The organism is Nocardia sp. alder85J (assembly GCF_020176955.2).
Classification (GTDB): domain Bacteria; phylum Actinomycetota; class Actinomycetes; order Mycobacteriales; family Mycobacteriaceae; genus Nocardia.
The window spans coordinates 207426-231275 of the sequence record NZ_JAIUCZ020000011.1 but is presented as its reverse complement, the minus strand read 5'-3'; the positions used below and the strand labels follow the sequence as shown (position 1 = coordinate 231275).

The window sequence follows — 23850 nt, the reverse complement described above, 5'->3', positions numbered from 1 at the left end:
CTGTGCCACAACGGAAGTCACGATGTGGCCGAGATGATCTCGGCGCGGTCACGAGCGTTGTCGATGCCCGGTCGCACCGGTCACCATGGAATCGGAGAATACCCGGCCGGACCACCACCGGCCCCGGCGCGTACCCCGCGATACGTCGTCGACCCTTGCTCGCGGGCCGCGCGCCACCGGTTCCACCGTGTGCGGGCGGCAACCGGCCGCCCATCGAGCGAGGAGGACGATCCGTGCACGCAACCATGATCCACGCCCCCGGCGACATCCGGTTCGAACAGCGGCCCGACCCGCGGATCACCGAGCCGGCCGACGCGATCGTCCGCACCGTCGCCACCTGCGTCTGCGGCTCGGATCTGTGGGCCTACCGGGGCATCAACCCGACCGCGGAACCGCATCCCATGGGCCACGAGTACATCGGCGTGGTGGAGGAGGTCGGCCGCGACGTGACCCACGTGCGGCCGGGTCAGCTGGTGATCGGTTCCTTCGCCACCTCGGACAACACCTGCCCGCACTGCCGCTACGGCTTCCAGACGGCCTGCGTGCGGGGCGAGTTCATGACCACCTGCCAGGCCGAGTACATCCGCATCCCACTGGCCGACGGCACCCTGGTCGCGGTGCCGGGCGATCCGGACCCGGCGCTGATCCCGAGCCTGCTCACGCTGTCGGACGTGATGGGCACCGGCTGGTTCGCGGCGGTGGCCGCGCAGGTGAAACCGGGCGTCACGGTCGCGGTCGTCGGCGACGGCGCGGTCGGTCTGTGCGGCGTCCTGGCCGCGAAGGAACTCGGCGCCGAACGCGTGATCGCGATGAGCCGCCATCAGGACCGGCAGAAGCTCGCCCTGGACTTCGGCGCCACCGACCTGGTCACCGAGCGCGGCGACGAGGGTGTCGCGCGGATCCACGACCTCACCGACGGCGTCGGCGTGGATTCGGTGCTGGAATGCGTCGGCACCGCCGAGTCCTCCGACCAGGCCCGCCGTGCCACCCGGCCCGGCGGTACCGTCGGTTTCGTCGGCCTCCCGCACGGCGTGGAGATCGACGGCGGTGATCTGTTCACGTCGATGGTCGGCCTGCGCGGCGGTCCGGCCCCGGTGCGGCGATTCCTGCCCGACATGATCGACCGCGTGCTGGCGGGCCACATGACCCCCGGCAAGGTCTTCGACCGGACACTACCGCTGAGCGAGGTCGCCGAGGCATACCGGGCAATGGACGAGCGCCGAGCCATCAAGGTCATGCTGCAACCATGAAAAACCGAAGCTTGCGCCAGGTCACGAACCTGACCACCCCATCCGGCGGGCTGGCGGGCGCAGTGCCCACGAGGCCACGGTCAGCAGGGTCATGACGGTCAGGACCGGGATCTCGGCGCGGCCGTAGCCGGTGGTCAGGTGCGAGGCCAGGGCGCCGGTGTAGACGAAGAGGGTGCCCGCGTAGGCCCATTCTTTGACCAGGGGGAAACGCGGGGCGAGCAGTGCGGCCGCGCCGAGCACCTTCCACACGCCGAGCAGCACCAGGAAATACGTGGGGTAGCCGAGGCCGGTGACGATGTCGCGGACGTAGGTGATGCGGGCGATGTCCCAGATCCCGCCGACGGCGAGTTCGGCGGAGACCGCGACGGTCGCGATCCAGTAGGCGAGGCCGCGCCACCGGATGCGCGGCAACGGCCGAGTCGGGGTGTTCATGCTTGGATGACGGACGGGCGGCGCAAGATATGTCGGTGGACGCGACCGAGAATTTCGAGCGGCACCGGACCAGGCTGCGGGCGGTGGCACACCGGATGCTCGGCTCCGCCGCCGACGCCGAGGACGCGGTGCAGGAGACCTGGTTGCGCTGGCATCGCACCGGCGCCGCGGGCATCGACAATCCGGGCGGCTGGCTGACCACCGCGCTGTCCCACATCTGCCTGGACATGCTGCGCAGCCGCTCGGGGCGGCGCGAGCACCCGCTGGGCGCGCACCTGCCGGAGCGGCTCGCCGATCCGGTGGCCGGGCCCGAGGAGGGCGCGGTGCTCACCGAGTCGGCCGGGCGGGCGCTGCTGGTGGTGCTGGACCGGCTGACCCCGGCCGAGCGGGTCGCCTTCGTGCTGCACGATCTGTTCGCGGTGCCGTTCGAGGACATCGCGACCATCCTGGATCGATCGCCGAACGCGGCCCGGCTGCTGGCCGGTCGCGCGCGGCGACGGGTCACCGGCGGGCCGGAGGGCGAGCGCCCGCAGACGGCCGCGCAGCGCCGGATCGTCGCGGCGTTCCTCGACGCGGCCCGCTCCGGCGATCTCGACACGCTGCTGGCGCTGCTGGACCCCGAGGTCGCGATCGCCGCCGACGGCGCCGCCTCCCCCACCCGGACGCCGGTCCGGCTGCGTGGCGCGGATATCGCGGCCCGGCAGGCGGTGACCTTCGCGCGCCTGTCGGCCTACGCGGAGCCGATCCTCGCCGACGGCGCTCCCGCCGCCCTGGTCGCCGGGTCCGCCGGGCCGTTCTCGGTGATGCTGTTCACGATTCCCGCCGCGGTGATCACCGGTATCGAGGTGATCGCGGACCCGAACCGGCTGCGGGTCCTGGAACCGGCCCTGTTCCCGGGCGCGCTACCGCAGCCGTGACCGGGGGCCGAATATCCGCTTGTGACGCGTATTCGGCTGTCACCTCCCGGCCGACCGGGCGGGCCGCCGATCCGGGACCGGGTGCTCACCCTCCGTTCGGCGCCCGGTCGACGGCCGCCGGCTGTACGGCCAGCCGCTCGCGGATGCCTCGGAAATGCTCATCGGTCGCGAGGCGCAGGGCGGGTTCGTCGCCCGCGCGCACGGCGTCGAGAATGGCGCGGTGCCGGCGGGCGATCGTCTCGGGGGCGGCGGCCGGACCGGTCAGTGCGGGGTCGAGTTCGGCGAACACCCGCCAGAACACCTGGATCAAATCGAGTATCAGCTCGTTGCCGAGCGGCCGGTAGAGGGCCTCATGGAAACGCCAGTCCTGGTCCGGCGCAGGATCGCCGCGCTGCGCGGCCTCCTCCATCGCGGTGACCGCGTCGGTCAGGGCAGCCAGGTCGAGCCGGTCGCGAGCGGCCAGCACGCGGGAGACCAGCCCGGCCTCCAGCACCTCGCGCACTTCGAACAGGTTCCGGATATCGGTGTAGTCGCCGCGCACCGACAGCGCGCCGTGGAACGCCAGGCCCGCCTCCAGCCCGGACAGCGGCCCGGCGCCGACGTAGGTGCCGTATCCGTGCCGGATGTCGACGATGCCCACCGCCTCGAGCGCCTTCATCGCCTCCCGCAGCGGGTGCCGCGAGACGCCGAGCTCCTTCATCAGCTCCGATTCGGTCGGCAGCGACGCTCCCGGCCCGAGGCCGCGCGCGACGATGAGCCCCTTGACCGCCTCGCGCAGCGCGCGCTGATTCGCGCGGGCACCCGAAACCCGTTCGCCGACCGACCTTTCCACAGCCGCGAGTCTAGCCGGGTGGTCGTTGCGGGCTCGTCCGTTCCGTCCCCTGCCGCTCCCCGGTCGGTTCGCACGCCGAGCCGGGCCCGGCGCACAGGCTTCTGTGCCGCCCGAACGGCAGCGCGGGGCCGCCGGACCGGACCGTCCCACCACCCCTCGACACTGTTCGCGCGCGGCCACCGGGTCACGAATATCGTTGCAGCCGTCATACTCTCGGCACCACCGGCGATGCCGTCCCGGCGGCGGGAGGATTCGAGCAGACATCCGGCGAGTTCCAGAACGTGCTGCGGCGCAAAGATTCTCGTGGCGCACGGGCCGGAGCGCCGCGGGACACCCGCGGCGGTCACAGCCGGGGCGCGCGTCGCGCCGGACCGAGCGGCAGTGTCGGACCTTTCTGGCAAGGTGGACCTCGAATCGACAGGCGGACCGGGTGTCGGGCAGGATGGACGCCGCGGACAGTGACTGGGAGGAGACCGACGACATGCTGCGGTTGATCATCGGCATCGCAGCCGGCTACGTGCTCGGCACCAAGGCCGGGCGGGCGCGGTACGAGCAGATCAGCAAGACCGCTCGCGCGATCACCGGCAGCCCCGCCACCCGCGCACTGGTCCGGGTCGGCCGCCAGAAACTGTCGGACAAGCTCAGCACCCGGCCCCAACTGGAACCGCTGGTCCCGATCGACGAGCACACCACGATCCTGGTCCCCCACAACCAGTTGCGGCGCTAGACCGCGCGGACGTGAGCCCGGCTCAGCCGACCGCCGAGCCGGTGGAATTGCCCATCGCCTGATCGCGCAGGCTCTTGCGGTACTGCTCCAGCGCCACCACGTCGCCGAACAGGGATATGTACGCCTCGGACTCCTCGGTGGAGGAGATGCGCTGGAGCTTCGACTTCAGCTCCGCGACCTGACGGCCGACCCACGCCTCCTGGGTGCGGGCGATCACGCCGATGACGAAGCGCTGGATGTCGTCGATCGACTTGACCGGCAACGGCTCCGCGGACAGTTCGTGGACCAGCGCTTGCAGCGTGAGGTCCTCGGTGTTGTCGGCCACCCGGGAGACCCATTCCGCGCCGCCGAGTCCGGCAGAGGTGCCGCCGGCCGCGACGATCGCGGTCCGCACCGCCACATAGGCCGGGTGGGTGAACGCCTCCGCGTCGACCGCATCGAACATCGGGCCGGACAGCGCCGGGTACTGCAAGGCGGCGGCCAAGGATTGCCGCTGCGGCAACAGCGCCGGATCCGCCGGGCTCGGCCGGGCGGCGGGATGTTCGGACACGGTGGCCGAGCCGCGCGCGGCGGCGCCACGGCCCGCCGGGGTGCGATCGTCACCGGAGCGCTGGCGGCGGGCCTCGTCACCCACCCGGCGCACCACCTGCTGGATGTCGTCCCAGCCGACCCAGCCCGCGAGTTTGGTCGCGTACGCTTTGCGCAGCGCGAAATCCTTGATCTGCGACACCACCGGCACCGCCCGGCGCAGCGCCTCCACCTGGCCTTCCGGGGCGTCCAGGTCGTGTTCGGCGAGCAGGCCGCGAATCACGAACTCGTACAACGGAACCCGTCGCGCCACCAGATCCCGCACGGCGCCGTCGCCGGAGCGCTGCCGCAGATCGCACGGGTCCTGGCCGTCGGGGGCCACCGCGATATAGGTCTGCCCGGCCAGTTTCTGGTCGCCGGAGAACGCCTTCAGCGCCGCGGCCTGTCCGGCCTGATCACCGTCGAAGGTGTAGATGATCTCGCCGCGCCAGAAGTTGTCGTCCAAGAGCAACCGGCGCAGCACCGCGAGATGTTCGTCGCCGAAGGCGGTGCCGCAGGACGCGACCGCGGTCTTCACCCCGGCCAGATGCATGGCCATCACATCGGTGTAGCCCTCGACCACCACCGCCTGATGCCCCTTGGCGATCTCGCGCTTGGCCAGGTCCAGGCCGAACAACACCTGAGACTTCTTGTACAGCACCGTTTCCGAGGTGTTGATGTACTTCGCGGTCATCTGGTCGTCGTCGAACAACCGGCGCGCGCCGAAGCCGATCACCTCGCCGCCGAGATTGCGGATCGGCCACAGCAACCGCCGGTGGAACCGGTCGATCGGGCCGTGCCGCCCCGGCTTGGACAGCCCGGCCGCCTCCAGCTCCTTGATGTCGAAACCCTTGCGCAGCAAGTGTTTCGTGAGCGAGTCCCAGCCGCCGGGGGCGAAACCGCAGCCGAACGCGCGGGCCGCGTCGCCGTCGAAGTTGCGGTCGGTCAGGTATTTCCGGGCCGCGGCGGCCTCCGGCTCGTTCAGCTGCGCGGCGTAGAACTCGTACGCGGCGGCGTTGGCCGCGACCAGGCGGGACCGGGTGCCGCGGTCGCGCTGCACCGAGGTGCCGCCGCCCTCGTAGTTGATCTGGTAGCCGATGCGGTCGGCCATCTGCTCGACGGCCTCGACGAAGCCGATGTGCTCCAGCTTCTGGAGGAAGGCGAACACGTCACCGCCCTCGCCGCAGCCGAAGCAGTGGAACACGCCGTGATTCGGCCGCACGTGGAACGACGGCGACTTCTCGTCGTGGAACGGGCACAGGCCCTTGCTCGAATCGGCGCCGGCGCGCTTGAGCGCCACATATTCGCCCACGACATCCTCGATGCGCACGCGTTCACGAATTGCCGCGATGTCGCGATCAGGGAGTCGTCCGGCCACGGTGTGCGAGTCTACCGCGCGCCCGGCTCCCGGTCCCCCGGCCGCGCCCCGGGATCACCCGGCGCCGGCGGCCACCCGTTCCAGCCGGCTCTCGGTGTAGGAGGCGATCTGGTCGACGATCACCCGCACCCGTTCGGCCTCGTCCGCGGCGGCCTCCCACCACGGCAACAACACCCGGTCCAGGGTGCCCGGGGCGCCGGTCAGCAGCCGGTCGGCCACCAGCAGCACGCATTCGCGCTGGCCCGCCTGCCGGCGCCGGTGCACCGGATCGGACAACACGTAGCGCAGCGCGACCGTCTTCAGCATCGCCACCTCGGCGGCGACCAGCCGCGGCACCTCCAGATCGGCGGCGTAGCGGGTCAGCTTCCGCCCGCCGAACACCTCCCGGGTGGCCTCCACCGCGGCGGTGGCGAACCGGCCCACCAGCTCGCTGGTCAGCCGTTTCAGCGCCACCGAGGCGCGCAGCGTGCCGTCGTAGCCGGTGGCCGCGGCGATCACCGGCAGCCCGGACAGCCGCCGGCACGCGGCGATCAGTTCGTCCGCCGACAGCGCCGGATGCCGCTGATGACCGAGCGCGGCGAGGGCGGCCTGTTCGGCCGGATCGGCCAGCGCGCGCAGGTCGATGCGCCCGGCGATGACGCCGTCCTCCAGATCGTGCACGGAGTAGGCCACGTCGTCGGACCAGTCCATCACCTGGGATTCCAGCGACTGCCGGCGTTCCGGGGCGCCCTTGCGCACCCATTCCAGCCGCGCCAGGTCCGCGTCGTAGGCGCCGAATTTGGTGCCACTGCCCGCGCGCGCCCACGGATATTTGACGGTCGCGTCGAGGGCGGCCCGGGTCAGGTTGAGCCCGAAGCTCTCCGGACCGTCCGGCTGCGGGCCGAACACCTTGGGCTCCAGCCGGGTGAGGATGCGCAGGTTCTGCGCGTTGCCCTCGAAACCGCCGTACTCGTCGGCGAACAGGTCCAGCGCGCGTTCGCCGTTGTGACCGTAGGGCGGATGCCCGATGTCGTGGGCGAGCCCGGCCAGATCCACCAGATCCGGATCACAGCCCAGGCCGTCGGCGATGCTGCGGCCGATCTGCGCAACCTCCAGCGAATGGGTGAGGCGGGTGCGCGGGGTGTCGCCCTCGCGCGGGCCCATCACCTGGGTCTTGTCGGCCAGCCGGCGCAGCGCCGCGGAATGCAGCACCCGGGCGCGATCCCGGGCGAAGGGGCTGCGCCGGGCGGGGGTGGAGGACCAGCTCAGCCCGGCGGTCTTCGCCGATTCGGGCACCATCCGGTCCCGATCCGCCGCGTGGTAGCCGGTCATCGGGTCGCCGTCCGGGTCATCGCCTTCTGCTCATCAGGATCGTCTTCTCACAGTCGTTGTCGCACAGTCGTTGTCACGCGGTCTCGGGAGCGCGGTCGTTCGGCGCAATGGTCGTCGCACCGGCATTCTCATTGCACGGCGGTGTATTTGAAGTCGGCGGAGAAGTGGGTCAGCTGGTACCACAGCAGCGCGCCGGTCTCCCGGACGATGCCGTGGAACTGCGATTCCCGGGTGTACACGGCCGGGCCGGTGCGGGTCGGCGCGGTCCACACGTGCAGTCCCGCGTCCCGGGCCATGGTACGGGTGCGCAGCGAATGCCAGGGGTCGCTGACCAGCACCGCCGACGACAGGTCGCGGGCCTTCATCTCGGCGGCCACCGCCTCGATGCTCTGCAGGGTGTCGGAACCGGTCTGCACCGCCACGATCCGGTTCTCCGGCACCCCCGCGTCGTGCAGGTAGGCCCGGCCCGCGGCGGCCTCGGTGTAGTTGTCGCCGACCCGCTTGCCGCCGACGGTGATGATCAGCGGCGCAACGCCTTTGGCGAACAGCTCGGACCCCTGGTCGAGCCGGGCCTGGAACACCGAGGAGGGGGTGCCGTCGTACTGCGCCGCGCCGAGGATCACGATGGCGTCGGCGTGGTCCTCGTCGATGATCCGCGCCACCTGCCAGACCCGCCCGGCGGTGCCGACCACCAGCACGACGACCATCAGGACCGCACCGGACACCAGGCGGCCGACCCAGCGTGCGAAAGCCCGCCCGCGCGGCCGCGACCCGGCCTCCGGATCGGGATCGGTGGCGGTGCGCGAGGAGGCCCAGGACATGCCCCCAGTCTGCCGACGGCCGGTCACGCGACGGTTGCGGGCCGGTGGCCGGTCCCGGCCGTATTTCACCAACCCCGTTGCTGCCATTCGGAAAGATGCGGCCGCTCGGCGCCCAGCGTGGTGTCCTTGCCGTGGCCCGGGTACACCCAGGTGTCGTCGGGCAGCCGGTCGAACAGCTTCGTCACCACACCCTCGTACAGCGTGGCGAACCGCTCCGGATCCTTCCGGGTGTTGCCGACGCCGCCGGGGAACAGGCAGTCACCGGTGAGCAGATGTGTGATTCCGGCCGGATCGGCGTCGTCGCGATACAGCAGCGCGATCGAACCGGGCGTGTGTCCGACCAGGTGGATGGCGGTGAGCTCGATGTCACCGACCCGGATCACCTCGCCGTCGGCGACCCGCACGGCGGTGGGCACCGGGATGTCGTCGGCGTCGAACTCACCCGCGTAGGTGGTCGCACCGGTGGCCGCGACGACCGGCTGCAACGCCTGCCAGTGATCGCCGTGCTGGTGGGTCGTCACGATCGCGTCGAGCTGCCCGCCCGCCAGTCCCAGCAGGGTCTCGGGCTCGTTGGCGGCGTCGACCAGCAGTTGTTTGCCGGTGTGCTTGCACCGCAACAGATATGCATTGTTGTCGAACGGGCCCACGGCCACCTTGGTGAGGGTGAGCGCGGGCAATTCGCGGACGTCGGCCGGACCGCCGACGGTCACGGTGCCGGTGTACTCGGACATGCGGTACTCCTCGGAGAATCGGGACGAGCGGTGAACCGTGACGAGTGGCGGCGGCTACCGGCGAGGCCGGCCGGAACCCTCGTGATCACGCGGTAGATCCTAGTCACCGGCATCGACACGGGCACGAACTCCGCGCTCACCAGGTCCGGACGGATACATTCGTGCCATGCCGCAGCCGCCGGTTCATCGCCTCCGGTCCCTGTTGACCGTGCTCGGAATCCTCGTGATCGTGCTGTGTCTCCCGGGCGCGGCGGGCGCGGAGGATCCGGTCCGGCTGCCGGACTACGTCACCGACAGCGCGCAGGTACTCGACGGCGGGCAGCGCGACCGGGTCCGGTCCGCGGTCGACTCGCTCTACGGCGCGCACCGGGAACGGCTGTGGGTGAGTTTCGTGCACGACTTCGCCGGGCTGGAGCCGGCGGACTGGGGGGCGCGGACCGCGACCGCCTCCGGTTTCGGCCCGCGCGATGTGCTGCTGTCGGTGGCCGTCGGCGACCACTCCTACGCGTTCACCGGCCGGTTGCCGCAGTCGGTGCGGGAATCGGAACTGGATGCGCTGCTGCGGGATCGGGTGGAACCGCGGCTGCGCGACGGGCAGTGGGCCGAGGCCGCGGTCGCCACCGCCGACGGGCTGTCCGCGGCGATGGCCGGGCCCGCGACCCATCGGGTCGGGGCGGCCCCGGTGCTGATCGTGGCGGCGGTCGCGGTGCTCGGGGTCGGCGGGGTGCTGCTGTTCGCGCGGCGGCGGCGGACCGCCCGGGAGCGGGCCGTGCGCGCCGCCGCCCGCGCGGTCGATCCCACCGACACCACTGCCCTGGCCGCGCTGCGCCCGGATCTGCTCGACGACCGGTCCCGCGAGATCCTGGTCGACACCGACGACGCCCTGCGCACCAGCGCCGAGGAATTGCGGCTGGCCGCCGACGAATTCGGCGGCACCGCCACCGCCCCCTTCGCCGCCGCCCTGGAATCGGCGAAACGTGCTCTGGCGCAGGCATTCTCCATCCGTCAGCGGCTCGACGACGATATTCCGGAGACCCCGGACCAGCGGCGCGACCTGCTGGTGGAGCTGATCTCCACCTGCGCCCGCGCCGATCGCGAGCTCGACACCAAGGTCACCGAGTTCGACGCCATGCGCAACCTGCTGATCGACGCGCCGGGCCGGCTGGACGCGCTGACGCAGTCGCTGGTCGATCTGACCGCCCGGCTGCCGGTCTCGGAGCGCACCCTCGCCCAGCTGACCCGGGAGCAACCGGCGGCCGCGCTGGCCCCGATCCGGGACAACGTCGCGATGGCCCGGGAGCGCATCGACTTCGCCGAGACCAGTATCGGCGCGGGCCGGACGGCGGTCGCGCGGCCGGTCGGGCAGCAGGGCGCCGCGGTGGCGGCGATCCGCGGCGCCGAATCGGCGGTCACCGCCGCGCGCACCCTGCTGGACGCCGTCGACACCGCCGCCACCGATATCGAACAGGCTCGGGCCGGACTGCCCGCGCTGCTGGCCGAACTGCGGCACGATATCGACACCGCGACCGGGCTGTCCCCGCACGGCGGTCCGGATCTGACCACGGCGGTCACCGCGGCCCGTGCCGCGCTGGCCGCCGCCGCGGCCGACGGCGCCAGCAACCCCCTGGGCGTCTTCCACGACGCCGTGACCGCGGACACCGCGCTCGAGCACGCCATTGCCGCGGCCTCGGACCGCAAACTCGCCGCCGAACAGTTGCAGCGCCGCCTCGATCAGGCGATGACCGCGGCCGTCACCCAGGTGCGCACGGCCGCCGACTACATCGGCACCCGCCGCGGCGGTGTCGACGCCACCCCGCGCACCCGCCTCGCCGAGGCCGAACGCGCCCTGGACCGGGCCCGGCAACTCGCATCCACCGATCCCGCGCAGGCCCTGGCCGGCGCCCAGCAGGCCGCCGAACTGGCCGCCCGCGCCCTGCGGACGGCGCAGGCCAGCGTGCGGGAATGGCAGGCGCGGCAACCGGTTTCGACCTCGTCGCAGACCGGCGCGGTCCTCGGCGGCATCCTGATCGACAGCATGCTGCGCGGCGGCTTCTCCGGCCCGCGCGGCGGCGGGCCGATGAATCCCGGCTCCTGGGGGCCGGGTTCGTACGGCGGGTCGGACGGGTCGCGACGGATCAGCCGCGGGGGACGGTTCTGAGCCACACCGGCCGGCGCACTCGAGGAGGCCGGTCCGCCGGACGGCCGTGAGCCGTGGCGTACCGCGCGGCGCCCGGCCTCGTCGGCCGCGGCCGGAGGTGAGTTCGTCACTCCCGCGGCGGCCGCAACAGGATCGCCGAAAACGACCGAGCCGGTACAGGACTCGACGGCAGCCATCCGAACCTACGCCTGCCCTGGGGCCTACAACCAGCCCAGTCGTTCGGCGGCGCGGACGGCCTCGGCGCGGGTGCGGCTGCCGGTCTTGCCGATCGCGGCCGAGAGGTGGTTGCGGACGGTGCCCTCGGACAGATGCAGGCGGGCGGCGATCGCGGCGGCGGTGCCGCCGCCGGCGGCCGCGGCCAGGACCTCGCGTTCCCGGACGGTCAGCGGAGATGTTCCAGCGGTGAGGGTTTCGGCGGCCAGTGCCGGGTCCACCACTCGCAGGCCCAGCTGTACGCGACGCACGGCGTCGGCCAGTTCCCTTGCGGGAGTGTCCTTCACGATGAATCCGTCGGCGCCGGCGTCGATCGCGCGGCGCAGGTAGCCGGGGCGGCCGAAGGTGGTGACCATCAGGATGCGCACCTCCGGGAAGCGCGCGTGCACCTGTCCGGCGGCCGAGATGCCGTCCAGGCCCGGCATTTCCACGTCCAGCAGCACCACGTCCGGGGCGCTGCGCTCGACGGCGGCGAGCACCTCGTCCCCGCGGCCGACCTCGGCGACCACCTCCAGATCCGGTTCCAGCCCGAGCAGGGCCGCCAGCGCACCGCGCACCAGCGCCTGATCGTCGGCCAGCAGCAAGCGGATCATCGGGCATCGCTCTCGTCGTCGAAGGTGGCGGCCAGTCGCAGGCCGCCGCCGGGGGGTGTGGTGAGGGCGAGGGCGCCCCCGGCGGCGCGCACCCGGTCGCGCAGGCCGCGCAGGCCGGATCCGAAGCGGACCGTGGCCGCCGATCCGTCGCCGTCGTCGGTGATCTCGATGGCGGCGGGGGTCACCACGACCCGGCAGTGCCGGGCACGACTGTGCCGCACCACATTCGTGACGGCCTCGCGCAGCACCCAGCCGAAGACGATGCCGCGGGCGCCGGGTACCTCGGCGTCCGGCAGTTCGGCGACGATACCCGCGGCGTGCAGGGCGGTGCGGGCGTTGGCGAGTTCCCCGGCGAGACCGACCTCACGCAGGCCGCCGACGGTGTCGCGCACCCCGGCCAGCGCCTCCCGGGCCAGCCGCTCGACGTCGGCCAGCTCGGCTCGCGCCCGATCCGGATCCAGGTCCAGCAGTCGTTGCGCCAGTTCGGTTTTCACCGTGATCACGGTGAGCGAATGGCCCAGGATGTCGTGCACGTCGCGGGCCACCCGATTGCGCTCCTCGCTGATCGCCAGTTCGGCCTGCTGACGCCGGGCCAGCACGCGCAACTGCTCACTCCGAGCGCCGATCTCACGCCCGAACCAGATCACCGACGGGATCAGGGCCATGATGACCGCCCTGCTGCCCAGCCGCGTCGCGGGCAGCAGCGCCATCGCGAGGAACAGCACCCCCACCGCGAAGGCGACGATGCCGGACTGCCGCGGCGGCAGCACGAACATCGCGACCACGGCGATATACAGCGCCGTGGACGCCGCCGGGGCACCCAGCACCGCCAGGTCGATCCCGAACAGGACCGCCAGCGCACCCAGCCGCACCCAGGCGACGGCACGGGCCGGTGGCTGCCGACCGTCCTCCCAGTCCGCCTCGCGACGGCTCGTCAGCGCGTTGGCGATCACGAGGCCGTAGGCGATCACGACGGCGCTCGCACATCCGGCCCGCAGTTCGTGCCCGTGGATCCACAGCTGCCGGATCGGCGGGATCAGATACAGCAACCAGACGACGGCCATCCCGGCGCCGAGGACGGCGCCGGCGCTGGGCTGCCGCATCGTACGCGGACCCCGGTCGGCCGACCGCTCGGCGGCCCGGTCCAGCAACCGGGACCACCGCAGCGGCAGGCCCGCCAGCGGCGTCGGCACGGCTACCTCCACTCCGATCGGGCGCGTCCGTGCCGGGGCAGCGCGGCGAGCCGGTTCCTCATCCTCGCACCGGCCCGGCCGCGCTGCCCACGATCGCGCACGCTACCGCACCGGCCCACGGGATGCGGACCGGTGGCCGGTGGGTACTGCCTCATCGGGCGGTGTCGCGGCGGAACAGCAGGGCGGCGCCACCTGCGAAAACCGCCGTCCAGACGAGGATGTTGAGCAGCGCGAGCACGATCGAGGCCGCGCTCGTGCCGGCGAACGGCAGCCGCGCGAGGGTGGCGATGCCGTTGGTGGGGAACACCTTCGAGACGGTGGCGAACCAGCCGTGCAACGGGGTGAACAGGCCGCCGCCGAACGCCAGTGCCGCCAGCACCGGGCCGACGATCTGCATCACGTTCTCCGACGGCAGCAGATAGCCCACGAACAGGCCGAACGCGGCGAAGACCAGCGAGCCCAGCCAGGCCAGCGCGAAACAGCCCGCCCAGGCGCCGGCGGGCAGCCGCGCGCCGACGAAGCCGCCGGCGACGAACACCACCGTCACCGAGACCAGCCCCAGCGTCATCGCCACGATCATCTTGGTGGCGATGTAGGCGGCCGGCCGCAGCGGGGTCAGCCGCAACTGCCGGCTCCAGCCGTGCGCGCGTTCCACGGCCACCATGGCGCCGCCGCTGGTGGTGGCGAGCATCGCGCCGTACACGGCCATCGAGACCATGACGTACGCGGTGACATTGCCCGATCCGAAAGTCGTTGTGCGGAAGTTGGATTGCAGTCCAAAGATGGTGAAGAACAGGGTGGGGATCAGCAGCGTGAACAGCATGGTGCGGCGGTTGCGCAGCATGCGGCGCAGTTCCAGCGCCAGGAAACCGGGGCTGAGGCCGCCGGGAAGCCGCCGGGCGGGCCGGGTGTCGAGCACGGTCATGTCAGTTGTCTCCGGTGAGGGCGAGGAACGCGTCCTCGAGGGTGCGGGCGGTGATCTCCAGGTCGACGGCGGCGGTGGCGGTCAGCAGATAGCGCGCGACGGCATCGGAATCCTTGGCGTGCACGATGATTCGGTCGCCGCGCTGCTCCACCCGGTCCACGCCGGGGATCTCCGACAGCCGCGCCCGGTCGGCGCCGGGCAGGGTGGCGCTGAGGGTGCGCCCGGCGGCGAGGTTCCTGACCGCGGCGGCGCTGCCGTCGGCGACCACGGTTCCGTTGCGCACCAGCACGATCCGGTCGGCATAGGCGTCGGCCTCGTCGAGGTAGTGGGTGGCGAACAGGACCGTGCGGCCGTCACCGGCGTCGCGGCGGATGGCGTTCCAGAACTCGCGCCGCCCTTCGACATCCATGCCGGTGGTGGGCTCGTCGAGCACCAGCAGATCCGGATCCGGCAGCAGCGCCAGCGCGAACCGCAGCCGTTGCCGCTGACCACCGGAGCACTTGCCGACCAGCCGGTCGGCGATGTCCGAGATCCCGGCCCGCGCCAGCACTTCCGCGACCGGCCGGGGCGAGGCGTGCAGCACGGCCACCAGGCGCACGGTCTCGGCGACCGTCAGATCCGGCAGCAGGCCGCCGGATTGCAGCACGGCCGAGATGCGGCCCGCCGCAATGGCATTGCCGGGCGTGCCGCCGAACACCCGGATCTGCCCGGCGTCCGGGTGCAGCAGTCCCAGCAGCATGTCGATGGTGGTCGACTTGCCGGCCCCGTTGGGGCCGAGGAAGGCCACGATCTCCCCCGGGCCGACGACCAGGTCGAGGCCGTCGACGGCCCGGACGACACCGGCCCGGGTGTGGAAACTCTTGGTGAGCCCGCGGATCTCGATGGCCGGCCCGATACCGGGCCGGTCCGCCGGGCGGGCCGTGATCGATGAGGTCATGCCTCCACTGTCACCCGCCCGGCGGCGCCGTACCCGGCCCGAGCGTCACGAACCTGCCGTGACGTCTGTCATGGGCCCGGTGGCGCCGCGGACCTCAGGGCCGCAGCACGATCTTGCCGTGAGTGTGGCCGCCCTCCAGATCGCGGAAGGCATCCCGGACCAGTTCGAGCGGATAGGTGGCGGCGATCGGGATCTCCAGGGTGCCGTCGACGACCAGATCCGCCAGTGCCGCAACCACATCGATGGTGCCCGCGGCCGCATTGCCGTCGCTGCGGACATGGTACTTCTCCACGGCGGCGAAGTCGGCGATGGTGTCGATGCGGTCGGGTTTCACGCCGATGTTCAGCGCCAGGTCCACGTAGCCGTCGCCATGGGTGTCGATGAACGCGTCGATGTCGGCGGGCAGCCGCTCGGCGAGCCCGTCACCGTAGGCGACCGGAATCGCGCCGAGCGCGCGCAACCGGTCGTGGTTCGCCGGCCCGGCGATCGCGACGACCGTCGCACCGCGCGCCCGCAACAACTGCACCGCGATCGATCCCACGCCGCCCGCCGCGCCGGACACCGCGACCACCTCACCGGCCTCCGCGCGCACCGCCCGCACCGTCGCGAACGCGGTGGTCCCCGCGACGTACAGCGAACCCGCCACCGGCCAGGGCAGATCCGCCGGCTTCGGCGTCAGCTGCTCGAACGGCACCACGACATGCGTTGCGTGACTGGCCCGCTCGTCGGTGAAGCCGATCACCTCGGCGCCGGGTTCCAGACCGCCGACGCCCTCGCCGACCGCCACCACCCGGCCCGCGAAATCACTGCCCTGCCCGGACGGGAACGTCGCGGGCCACCGATCGTGCAGCAACCCCTGGCGGATCTTCGACTCGCCCGGATTGATCCCGGCCGCGAGCACCGCGACCACCACTTGCCCCGGACCCGCCACCGGGTCCGGCACCTCGACGACGTCCAGCACATCGACATCGCCGTACCGATCGAACCTGACCGCCCGCGCCATAGTTGCACCTTCCGGATCGGGAAACATCGTTTCGCCCGAGACCGAACGTACCCGGACGGCCGGATATTCCCGGCCCGCCGCACGGACTCAGCGATACGGCGGCCGTATCCCGGGGCCGTACCCGATCGGCCGGTCCGGCTCCGCGCATCCGAACACGTTGTGCTGCTGCATGATCCGGCCCACCCAGCGCCGGACCGCGGGAACCGGCAGCAAGGGCAGCGCGAGCACCACGACCGCGGCCGCCAGCCATCCGGCCAGATATCCGGCGGTCTCGACGACGATGTTGACCAGCACGACCAGCGCGCACGGGATCGCCAGCAGTCCGGACAGCACCGCCGGAAGCCAGGCCCGATCGTGAATCGCGGTCAGTCCGGCCGCACCGAACACCACCAGTCCCGCCATCGACCCGATCGCCACCGGAAAGTCCAGCAACCGCCCCATCCGGGCCCGCGCGAATCGCGCGGAATCCCCCGAATCCACCAGTCCCACCTCGATGTCGTCTCGGCCGCGCCCACCCGGGCCCCCACACAGCACCCTTCTTTCGCGCAAACCCTACTGGGTGCGTCCGCGCGCCGCAGGGCGTTACCGGAAGACCGGTCGGTCGAACAGATCCCTGCGGTGGAGTTCAGCCCGCCGCGGGCAAGCGGACCGTGGCGAGGCGGACGGCGATCAGGCTGTCGAGAATGCGGGCGGCGGCCTCGTCGACCGGGGTGACCACCGCGAGGGTCTGGCCGGAATCGTCCTGGGCGGCGAAGTTGTCGTAGGCGACGGTCAGATCGCCCTGCGGGAGGCGGATCGTCTTGGTGCCGTGCGCGCGCTCACGGACCGTGTGGTCGCGCCACCAGGCAGCGAATTCCGCACTGGCGCTGTTCAATTCGTCGATCAGCGCGCGCAGGCCGGTGTCGCCGGGGTAGCGGGCGAGGTTGACCCGCAGGTTACCGACCGTCTCGCGGGCGATCTGTTCCCAGTTCACATGGGAGCGGCGGACCGCCGGGTCGAGGAACAGCAGGCGCGCGGTGTTGGCGGCCGGCCCGGTGCCGAAGTCGTCGCCGAACAGGGCGGCGGCCGCCTCGTTGTGCGCCAGCACCTCGAACCGATGGTCGACCACATAACCGGGCAGGGCGGCCAGCCCGTCGAGGATCACCCGCAGCGACGGCCGCACCGCGGCCGGGCGCCGGGCCTGCGGGGGCGCCTCGCCGCGGGCGATCAGATGCAGGTGGGTGCGTTCGGCGGACGTCAGCCGCAGCGCGTCGGCGATACCGTCGAGCACCGCCGAACCGGGCACGCCGACCCGTCCCTGTTCCAGGCGGATGTACCAGTCGATGCTGACCGCCGCGAGCTCGGCGACCTCCTGACGGCGCAGGCCGGGGGTGCGGCGGTGACCGGAGCAGGGCAATCCGACCTCCTCCGGCCGCACCCGGTTCCGCATGGCACGCAGGAAAGATCCCAGCTCCGTCTCGCGTCCCGCCGTACTCACCGGTCCATCATCGCGCAGCCCGATCCGCGCCGGTCCGCCGGGTGGCAGCCGGAATACCAGGATGCGCGCAGCCTTCCCGGAGATCCCATACAGCGAGACGATCGTTCCAGTATTCGAACAGCAACCGAAGGAGCAGTCGTGCGACCCCTGGTCCGCATCACCGCGATCATCGCCACCCCGCTGGTGGCCTTCGCCGCCGCATGCGGGAGCGGCAGCCACCCCGCCGCCACGCCGGCCACGGCGAGCCCCAGCCCCAGCCCCGATGCCAACCAGATCCGATCCGGAATACCCACCGGTGTGGCCACTTTCCACGTTACCAGCCCCGATGTTCGTGACGGACAGTCCTTTCCGGCCGACGAGCTGGCGAACTCGTTCGGCTGCACCGGCGGCGGACACGCACCGCGACTGCAATGGACCGCAGCCCCCACCGGTACCCGCAGCTTCGCGGTGACCATGTTCGACCCGGACGCACCGACCGGCAACGGATTCTGGCACTGGCTGGCCTGGGACATCCCCGCCACCGCCGGAGCGGCTCCGGACGCCGTCGCCACGGCCGCGGTCGCCGGCACCGGCGACGCCGGCACCACCGGCTACCAGGGCCCCTGCCCGCCGACCGGCGACCCGGCCCACCACTATCGGATCACCGTACTGGCGCTGGACGTCCCGACCCTGGGCCTGCCCGCCGCGACCCCACCGGCCCTGGCCACGTTCTCGATGTACAGCCACATCATCGGATACGCCCGCATGGTCGTCACCGCCCAGCGCTAGCGTCCGGCGACCACGGCCCCGGCAGCCGGACGGATTGGCCTCGGATACCGGCGGTGTACCCCGAAGGTGCTGCCCAGCAACATTATCGAGTGTCGAACGACATCCGGGGAGTCAGAAGGTGATGGTCTCCACGTGGGCGGGCACTCGGAATCGCGCGCTCGGATCCGCTGCGGCGACCGCCTTCCGCAGCGGTTCCAGACCACCGGCGTCACGGGCGGGTTCACCCAGGGGAAGGTCGAAATCGTCCCAGTGCGTGGGCAGTACCCAGCGCGGGTGGCCGAGGATTCGCAGCAGGCGGGCGACGTAGTCGTGCACCCGCGCGCCGCCGGTCGGGAGCAGCAGTACGTCCGGGCGCAGTCCGGCCAGTTCGGATTCGATGTAGTTGGCGCCGCCGAAGTTCAGCACGCTCGTCGCGCCGACGGTCACCTGGTAGGCCAGGGTGCCACCCTCCACCAGATCGGAGATCACTTCCGGCCGTGGCGGTTTCGTCGCCGGGTAGCCGGGTCTGGTGCCGGGGTAGGGGATCTGGGTACGCGGCCCGATCTCGGAGTGCAGCGACCGCAGCACCCGGATCGAATAGCCGTCGAAGTCCAGCTCCTCACCCCCGGTGACCAGCGCGAGTTGATTCTCGGGAGCGCCGAGCGCGGCCATCAGAGTGAGATGGGTCTCGGTACCGAGCACCGTCGCGCCGGTCCGCTGCGCCAGATACGGCACATCGGTCAGGTGGTCGTAGTGGCCGTGGGTGACCAGGATGTGGTCGGCGCGCAGCCGGCCGGAATCCAGATACGAGTCGATCAGCGCGGTGTCCACCGACAGCGGCGACCTCGGATCGGCGCCCTGCGGGGTGTACGTACCGGTCTTGAAGCGGGTCAGCCACGGATCGATGAGGACGGTCCGAGCGCCCGCGCGGATCTCCCAGCCGTTGTTGCCCCACCAGCTCAGGGTGACCCCGGGTGTGGTCGCAGGTCCCGGGGCCGGGCCGCCGCTCGCACACGCGGCCAGCAGTGCGGTCGCGGCGGCGGCCCCCGCGCCGAGGAGCGCTCGCCGGGTCGGCCCCGTGCCGGGAAACGTCGAATCTCTCATGCCGGACAACGAAACACGGCAACGGCCCGGCCGTCCAAGACCGATCCAGCGGCCGGGCCATATCGAAACCGATATCGTCGCAGGGTGGACCCCCTGCGCAAACTCCGCTACTTCGTCGTGGTCGCCGAGGAGCGGCATTTCGGCCGGGCCGCCGAACGGCTGGGCATCGCGCAGCCACCGCTGAGCCAGCGCATCCGGGAACTCGAGCGGGACCTCGGCGCGCGGCTGTTCGACCGCGGCCGGCGCGGCGCGGAACTCACCGAGGCAGGTCAGATCCTGCTCGCCGAATCCCGCGACCTGCTGGCCCGCTGGGATCGGGCGAAAACCCTGGTGGGCAAGGCACATCGGGGCGAATGGACGCGCTGCGCGTCGGGGTGCCGCCAGAACTGCCGGGCCGGATCCTCGCGGCGCTGCTCACCGGCTTCCGGCAGCGATATCCGGAGGTCCGGCTGGATCTGCTGGAACTCAGCACCGCCGAACAACTCCGGCTGCTCGCCGAGCGCGAACTCGACGCCGGGCTGCTCCAGCACCCGGTGGACGTGCTCGGACTGGAACTGGGCCCGGTGATCGAAACCCCGCTCGGCGTGGTCCTCCCCCGCGATTCCCCGCTGGCCACCCGCCCGGAACTCACCCTCGCCGACCTGGCCGGCGAGGGCCTGGTGCTGTTTCCCCGCGCGGCGGCGCCGGACCTCTACGACACCACCCTGCGCACCTGCTGGGAGCACGGCTTCCGGCCGGTCCGCGTGGTGCACGCCCGCAATCCGGAATTCGTGCTGGGTCAGGTGCTTTCCGGCCACGGCGTGGCCTTCGAGCAGGGCGCGGTGGCGCGCAAGGAGACCCGGGTGGTGTGGCGGCCGTTACGCGATCACCCGCTGATCCGCCGCATGTCGGCGGCCTGGCCCGCCACGGTCCCCCATCCGGCGGTGCGCCGGCTCGCCGACCTGATCGCGGAAGTGCTGGGGGCGGAAGGGGTTTCGTCGGCCGCCCCGGTCGCGGACGGGCAACGTCCCTGGAACGCGGTGTTCGGACGCCCGTGAGGTCGACCGCCGCCACGGACCGTTGCACCACCTCGTCACACCGCCCGGCGACGGAGCCGCTCCACCGCCTCGTGCGCCGCCGCCCCGATCGCCCGATCCACGTGCGGCAGGCGCTGTTCCAGCGTCCGCGCGCGGGTGAACACCGCGACCGCGTACCGGCCGCCGTCGGGATATTCGACGACGCCGATCTCGTGGCGCAACCCCGGCAGCGTGCCGGTCTTGCCCCACACCGCGACCTCGGGCGGAAAGGCCGCCGCGAGCCGATACCAGTTGACCTGCAAGCCCATCAGACCCCGCAGCCACCGGCAGACCTCCGGTGGAGCGGCTTCGTCGCGGGCGATGGCCGCCAGCATCCGGGTCATCTCCCGCGGCGTACTCGCGTTGGTGCGCAACGGATCCAGCGCGCGCAGGCCGAACACCTCGTCGACGCCGAGCGCGGAGAATCGGCGGGCGAACTCGCCCGCGTCGATGACGCCCGGAGCCACCGCGCCGCCGGCACGCGAACTCTCGGCCGTGGCCCTCGAATCCTCCGAGCCGGCGCCCGAATCCACGACAGCGCCGGGTGCTCCGGCGCCGCCGACGCCGAGGTCCTCCACCATGGACCGCACGATATCCCTTGGGGCGCCGACGATTCGGGTCCGCGCCAAGCCCAGTTCCCGGACCAGTGATCGGACGTTGTCCAGGCCGACGCGATCGAACAGCAGGTCGGCGGCGGTGTTGTCGCTGACCGACAACGCCAGGTAGGCGGCATCGCGCAGGCTCAGTTCCACGTCGTCGGCGCAGCCCGCGAGTCCGGTGCCGCCGAGGCGGGCGGCCGCGACCGCCCGTACCCGTTCGGCCGGATCGAGTTGCCCGGCCGCGGCCTGCCGCCCGAACTCCAACACCAGCGGCACCTTGACCACCGAGGCGAGCACGACGGGATCGTCCGCGCCCCAATCGATCTCGGCGCCGGTGCCGAGACAGCGGGCGTGCAACCGGCCGTGCACGCCCGCCTGCTCGAAAACGGTTGTCATACCACCGGATCCGGCGGACTAGGCCCCGATCAGCCGCTGCGCCAGGTAGCCCTCGACCTGGTCCAGGGCGATGCGCTCCTGGGCCATCGAATCCCGCTCGCGGACGGTGACCGCCTGATCCTCGAGGGTGTCGAAGTCGACGGTGATACAGAACGGGGTGCCGATCTCGTCCTGGCGGCGGTAGCGGCGGCCGATCGCGCCGGCGTCGTCGAAGTCGACGTTCCAGTTCCGGCGCAGTTGTGCCGCAAGGTCTTTCGCCTTCGGCGACAGATCGGCGTTGCGAGACAGCGGCAGCACCGCGGCCTTCACCGGGGACAGGCGGCGGTCCAGGCGCAGCACCGTGCGCTTCTCCGGCACACCCTTGGCGTTGGGGGCCTCGTCCTCGTTGTAGGCGTCGATGAGGAAGGCCATCAGCGAGCGGGTGAGACCGGCCGCGGGCTCGATCACGTACGGGGTGTAGCGCTCGTTGGTGTTCTGATCGAAGAAGCTCAGATCGCTGCCCGAGTGCTGCGAGTGCGTGGTCAGGTCGAAGTCGGTGCGGTTGGCGAGGCCCTCCAGCTCACCCCATTCGCTGCCCTGGAAGTGGAAGCGGTACTCGATGTCGACCGTGCGGGTCGAGTAGTGCGACAGCTTCTCCTTCGGGTGCTCGTACAGCCGCAGATTCTCCGGATCGATGCCGAGATCGGTGTACCAGGCGAACCGGGTGTCGATCCAGTACTGGTGCCACTGCTCGTCTTCACCGGGCTTGACGAAGAATTCCATCTCCATCTGCTCGAACTCGCGGGTGCGGAAGATGAAGTTGCCGGGGGTGATCTCGTTGCGGAAGCTCTTGCCGATCTGCGCGATGCCGAACGGCGGCTTCTTGCGCGCGGTGGTCATCACGTTCGCGAAGTTCACGAAGATGCCCTGCGCGGTCTCCGGCCGCAGGTAGTGCAGGCCCTCCTCGGACTCGATCGGGCCCAGGTAGGTCTTCAGCATCATATTGAAGTCGCGCGGCTCGGTCCACTTGCCGACGGTGCCGCAGTCGGGGCAGCCGATCAGCTCCATCGAGACGCTGTCCGGGTCGTCGATCTTGTTCTTCTCGGCGTACGCCTCCTGCAGGTGGTCCTGCCGGTGCCGTTTGTGGCAGTTCAGGCATTCCACCAGCGGATCGTTGAACACCGCGACGTGACCCGAGGCGACCCACACCGGACGCGGCAGGATGATCGAGGAGTCCAGGCCGACCACGTCGTCGCGGCTGGTCACCATGGCCCGCCACCACTGCCGCTTGATGTTCTCCTTGAGTTCGACACCGAGTGGGCCGTAGTCCCACGCCGACCGGGTGCCTCCGTAGATCTCGCCGCTGGGGTAGACCAGACCCCGGCGCTTGGCGAGATTGGCGACGGTGTCGACCTTCGACTTGGGTGCCACGACTCGAGCTCTCCCTCTGGACGGTGCGGAAAACGGCGATCCCGTCCAGCGTAATGGCCTGCCCCCGGCGTGGTCGAAGCAGTATCCGAGTGACACGCCCGACCCCGTGGTTGACATGCGCACCTGCGCATACCAATAATTGGCATCGATTTCCAATAAGGAGTTGGTTCGATGACCGCCGACAGTGGCGCTCCCGGGGGTGCTCCCGGGCGGCGTAGCCGCGTCGCCGTGGAAGCACCCACGCCCATTCCCCACGATCCCTACCCCTACCGGGCGCCCTCGGCCCCCGCGGTACCACCGCGCGGCGTGCTCGACAACGCCGGTGAGCTGCTGCGCGCCCTCGCCGCGCCGGTGCGGATCGCCATCGTGCTGCAACTGCGTGAATCGCCGCGCTGCGTGCACGAGCTGGTCGACACCCTGGGCGTGACGCAACCGCTGGTCAGCCAGCATCTGCGCATCCTCAAGTCGGCGGGCGTGGTGCGCGGCGAACGGACCGGCCGCGAGGTCATCTACGAGCTGGTCGACGATCATCTGGCCCGCATCGTCGTCGATGCGGTCGCCCACGCCGAGGAAGGGTGACCGGTGCCCGACAACACGGAGACACCGGAGAAGGCCGTCGGCATCCGCAGCACCCGCCAGCGCACCGCGATCACGGCCCTGCTCGGCGATATCGACGGATTCCGGTCCGCCCAGGAACTGCACGACGAACTGCGCCGCCGCGGCGAGGGCATCGGCCTGACCACCGTCTACCGCACGCTGCAATCGCTGGCCGACGCCGGCAAGGTGGACGTGCTGCGCACCGACTCCGGCGAGTCGGTCTACCGGCAGTGCTCCAAGGGCCACCACCATCATCTGGTGTGCCGGCACTGCGGCCGTACCGTCGAGGTCGAGGGCCCGACCGTGGAGGCGTGGGCGGAATCGGTCGCGGGCCAGCACGGCTTCATCGATATCAGCCACACCATGGAGGTGTTCGGCACCTGCCGGGAGTGCGCCGCGGCCGGCCGCGGCGGGTGCGGCTGACGCGCACCGAGGGCAGAGCCGGGCGCGGCGCGCGCCCGGCTGCGACCGGTCGCC

24 protein-coding genes and 1 pseudogene are annotated in these 23850 nt (G+C 71.6%); 9 read left to right on the top strand and 16 right to left on the bottom strand.

Going from position 1 to position 23850, the window contains the following annotated elements:
* Positions 1-245 precede the first annotated feature (245 nt).
* Complete coding sequence (locus tag LBW94_RS35055) at positions 246-1250, top strand: zinc-dependent alcohol dehydrogenase family protein (protein ID WP_255635206.1); 1005 nt, start codon at positions 246-248, stop codon at positions 1248-1250.
* A gap of 21 nt (positions 1251-1271) precedes the next feature.
* On the opposite strand, the gene LBW94_RS35050 is transcribed toward LBW94_RS35055, so the two are convergent.
* A complete protein-coding gene (locus tag LBW94_RS35050) occupies positions 1272-1682 on the bottom strand; it encodes a DoxX family protein (protein WP_225062076.1) in 411 nt (136 codons plus the stop codon).
* Positions 1683-1711: 29 nt separating this feature from the next.
* Here LBW94_RS35050 and LBW94_RS35045 point away from each other — a divergent pair, with 29 nt between their 5' ends.
* Positions 1712-2599 carry a sigma-70 family RNA polymerase sigma factor gene (locus tag LBW94_RS35045; protein WP_225062098.1) on the top strand — a complete coding sequence of 296 codons (888 nt, stop codon included), beginning with the start codon at positions 1712-1714 and terminating at the stop codon, positions 2597-2599.
* Between the two features lie 85 nt (positions 2600-2684).
* Here the strand turns inward: LBW94_RS35045 and LBW94_RS35040 are convergent, their stop codons facing one another.
* Entirely contained in the window at positions 2685-3431 is a 747-nt protein-coding gene (locus LBW94_RS35040) for a FadR/GntR family transcriptional regulator (protein ID WP_225062077.1), read from the bottom strand.
* A 481-nt stretch (positions 3432-3912) separates the two neighbouring features.
* Between LBW94_RS35040 and LBW94_RS35035 the strand changes: the two genes are divergently transcribed.
* On the top strand, positions 3913-4158 hold the full coding sequence (locus tag LBW94_RS35035; RefSeq protein ID WP_225062099.1) for a hypothetical protein: 246 nt from the start codon (positions 3913-3915) through the stop codon (positions 4156-4158).
* 22 nt (positions 4159-4180) lie between these two features.
* Here the strand turns inward: LBW94_RS35035 and dnaG are convergent, their stop codons facing one another.
* The 4 genes from dnaG to LBW94_RS35015 form a co-directional block, all read right to left on the bottom strand.
* Entirely contained in the window at positions 4181-6103 is a 1923-nt protein-coding gene (dnaG, locus tag LBW94_RS35030) for a DNA primase (RefSeq protein ID WP_225062078.1), read from the bottom strand.
* 54 nt (positions 6104-6157) lie between these two features.
* Entirely contained in the window at positions 6158-7414 is a 1257-nt protein-coding gene (locus LBW94_RS35025; RefSeq protein ID WP_225062079.1) for a deoxyguanosinetriphosphate triphosphohydrolase, read from the bottom strand.
* A gap of 128 nt (positions 7415-7542) precedes the next feature.
* On the bottom strand, positions 7543-8235 hold the full coding sequence (locus LBW94_RS35020; RefSeq protein WP_416277016.1) for a YdcF family protein: 693 nt from the start codon (positions 8233-8235) through the stop codon (positions 7543-7545).
* Between the two features lie 65 nt (positions 8236-8300).
* On the bottom strand, positions 8301-8966 hold the full coding sequence (locus LBW94_RS35015) for an MBL fold metallo-hydrolase (RefSeq protein WP_225062080.1): 666 nt from the start codon (positions 8964-8966) through the stop codon (positions 8301-8303).
* A 166-nt stretch (positions 8967-9132) separates the two neighbouring features.
* Between LBW94_RS35015 and LBW94_RS35010 the strand changes: the two genes are divergently transcribed.
* On the top strand, positions 9133-11124 hold the full coding sequence (locus LBW94_RS35010; RefSeq protein WP_225062081.1) for a TPM domain-containing protein: 1992 nt from the start codon (positions 9133-9135) through the stop codon (positions 11122-11124).
* Between the two features lie 200 nt (positions 11125-11324).
* Here the strand turns inward: LBW94_RS35010 and LBW94_RS35005 are convergent, their stop codons facing one another.
* The 7 genes from LBW94_RS35005 to LBW94_RS34975 all read right to left on the bottom strand — a co-directional run bounded on the left by LBW94_RS35005 (position 11325) and on the right by LBW94_RS34975 (position 17465).
* A complete protein-coding gene (locus tag LBW94_RS35005) occupies positions 11325-11930 on the bottom strand; it encodes a response regulator (protein WP_225062082.1) in 606 nt (201 codons plus the stop codon).
* A complete protein-coding gene (locus tag LBW94_RS35000; RefSeq protein ID WP_225062083.1) occupies positions 11927-13123 on the bottom strand; it encodes a sensor histidine kinase in 1197 nt (398 codons plus the stop codon). Before LBW94_RS35000 ends, LBW94_RS35005 begins: the two co-directional genes overlap by 4 nt.
* Positions 13124-13274: 151 nt before the next feature.
* Positions 13275-14048 (bottom strand): ABC transporter permease, encoded by a 774-nt coding sequence (locus tag LBW94_RS34995; RefSeq protein ID WP_225062084.1) that lies wholly within the window; start codon positions 14046-14048, stop codon positions 13275-13277.
* A gap of 1 nt (position 14049) precedes the next feature.
* Entirely contained in the window at positions 14050-14985 is a 936-nt protein-coding gene (locus tag LBW94_RS34990) for an ABC transporter ATP-binding protein (RefSeq protein ID WP_225062085.1), read from the bottom strand.
* A gap of 94 nt (positions 14986-15079) precedes the next feature.
* Positions 15080-15988 carry an NADP-dependent oxidoreductase gene (locus tag LBW94_RS34985; protein ID WP_225062086.1) on the bottom strand — a complete coding sequence of 303 codons (909 nt, stop codon included), beginning with the start codon at positions 15986-15988 and terminating at the stop codon, positions 15080-15082.
* An 87-nt stretch (positions 15989-16075) separates the two neighbouring features.
* Positions 16076-16468, bottom strand: coding sequence for a hypothetical protein (locus LBW94_RS34980; RefSeq protein ID WP_225062087.1), 393 nt, complete (start codon positions 16466-16468; stop codon positions 16076-16078).
* 145 nt (positions 16469-16613) lie between these two features.
* The gene (locus LBW94_RS34975; protein WP_225062088.1) at positions 16614-17465 is read right to left on the bottom strand and encodes a helix-turn-helix transcriptional regulator; all 852 of its coding nucleotides are present in this window, start codon (positions 17463-17465) and stop codon (positions 16614-16616) included.
* A 138-nt stretch (positions 17466-17603) separates the two neighbouring features.
* On the opposite strand from LBW94_RS34975, the gene LBW94_RS34970 reads away from it, so the two are divergent.
* Complete coding sequence (locus tag LBW94_RS34970; protein ID WP_225062089.1) at positions 17604-18233, top strand: YbhB/YbcL family Raf kinase inhibitor-like protein; 630 nt, start codon at positions 17604-17606, stop codon at positions 18231-18233.
* A 111-nt stretch (positions 18234-18344) separates the two neighbouring features.
* Here LBW94_RS34970 and LBW94_RS34965 read toward each other — a convergent pair whose 3' ends face one another.
* Entirely contained in the window at positions 18345-19316 is a 972-nt protein-coding gene (locus LBW94_RS34965) for an MBL fold metallo-hydrolase (RefSeq protein WP_225062090.1), read from the bottom strand.
* Positions 19317-19400: 84 nt separating this feature from the next.
* On the opposite strand from LBW94_RS34965, the pseudogene LBW94_RS44295 reads away from it, so the two are divergent.
* Positions 19401-19529, top strand: a pseudogene (locus LBW94_RS44295) (LysR family transcriptional regulator); the annotation flags it as partial.
* Between the two features lie 140 nt (positions 19530-19669).
* Positions 19670-20353 carry a LysR family substrate-binding domain-containing protein gene (locus LBW94_RS34960; protein ID WP_323138006.1) on the top strand — a complete coding sequence of 228 codons (684 nt, stop codon included), beginning with the start codon at positions 19670-19672 and terminating at the stop codon, positions 20351-20353.
* A 35-nt stretch (positions 20354-20388) separates the two neighbouring features.
* On the opposite strand, the gene LBW94_RS34955 is transcribed toward LBW94_RS34960, so the two are convergent.
* Together LBW94_RS34955 and LBW94_RS34950 are read right to left on the bottom strand one after the other, a co-directional pair.
* Complete coding sequence (locus LBW94_RS34955) at positions 20389-21366, bottom strand: serine hydrolase (RefSeq protein WP_225062091.1); 978 nt, start codon at positions 21364-21366, stop codon at positions 20389-20391.
* Positions 21367-21384: 18 nt separating this feature from the next.
* Positions 21385-22776, bottom strand: a complete 1392-nt coding sequence (locus LBW94_RS34950) for a glycine--tRNA ligase (RefSeq protein WP_225062092.1) — start codon at positions 22774-22776, stop codon at positions 21385-21387.
* Between the two features lie 171 nt (positions 22777-22947).
* Between LBW94_RS34950 and LBW94_RS34945 the strand changes: the two genes are divergently transcribed.
* A complete protein-coding gene (locus LBW94_RS34945) occupies positions 22948-23355 on the top strand; it encodes an ArsR/SmtB family transcription factor (protein ID WP_225062093.1) in 408 nt (135 codons plus the stop codon).
* Between the two features lie 3 nt (positions 23356-23358).
* The gene (locus LBW94_RS34940) at positions 23359-23796 is read left to right on the top strand and encodes a Fur family transcriptional regulator (RefSeq protein ID WP_225062094.1); all 438 of its coding nucleotides are present in this window, start codon (positions 23359-23361) and stop codon (positions 23794-23796) included.
* Positions 23797-23850 lie beyond the last annotated feature (54 nt).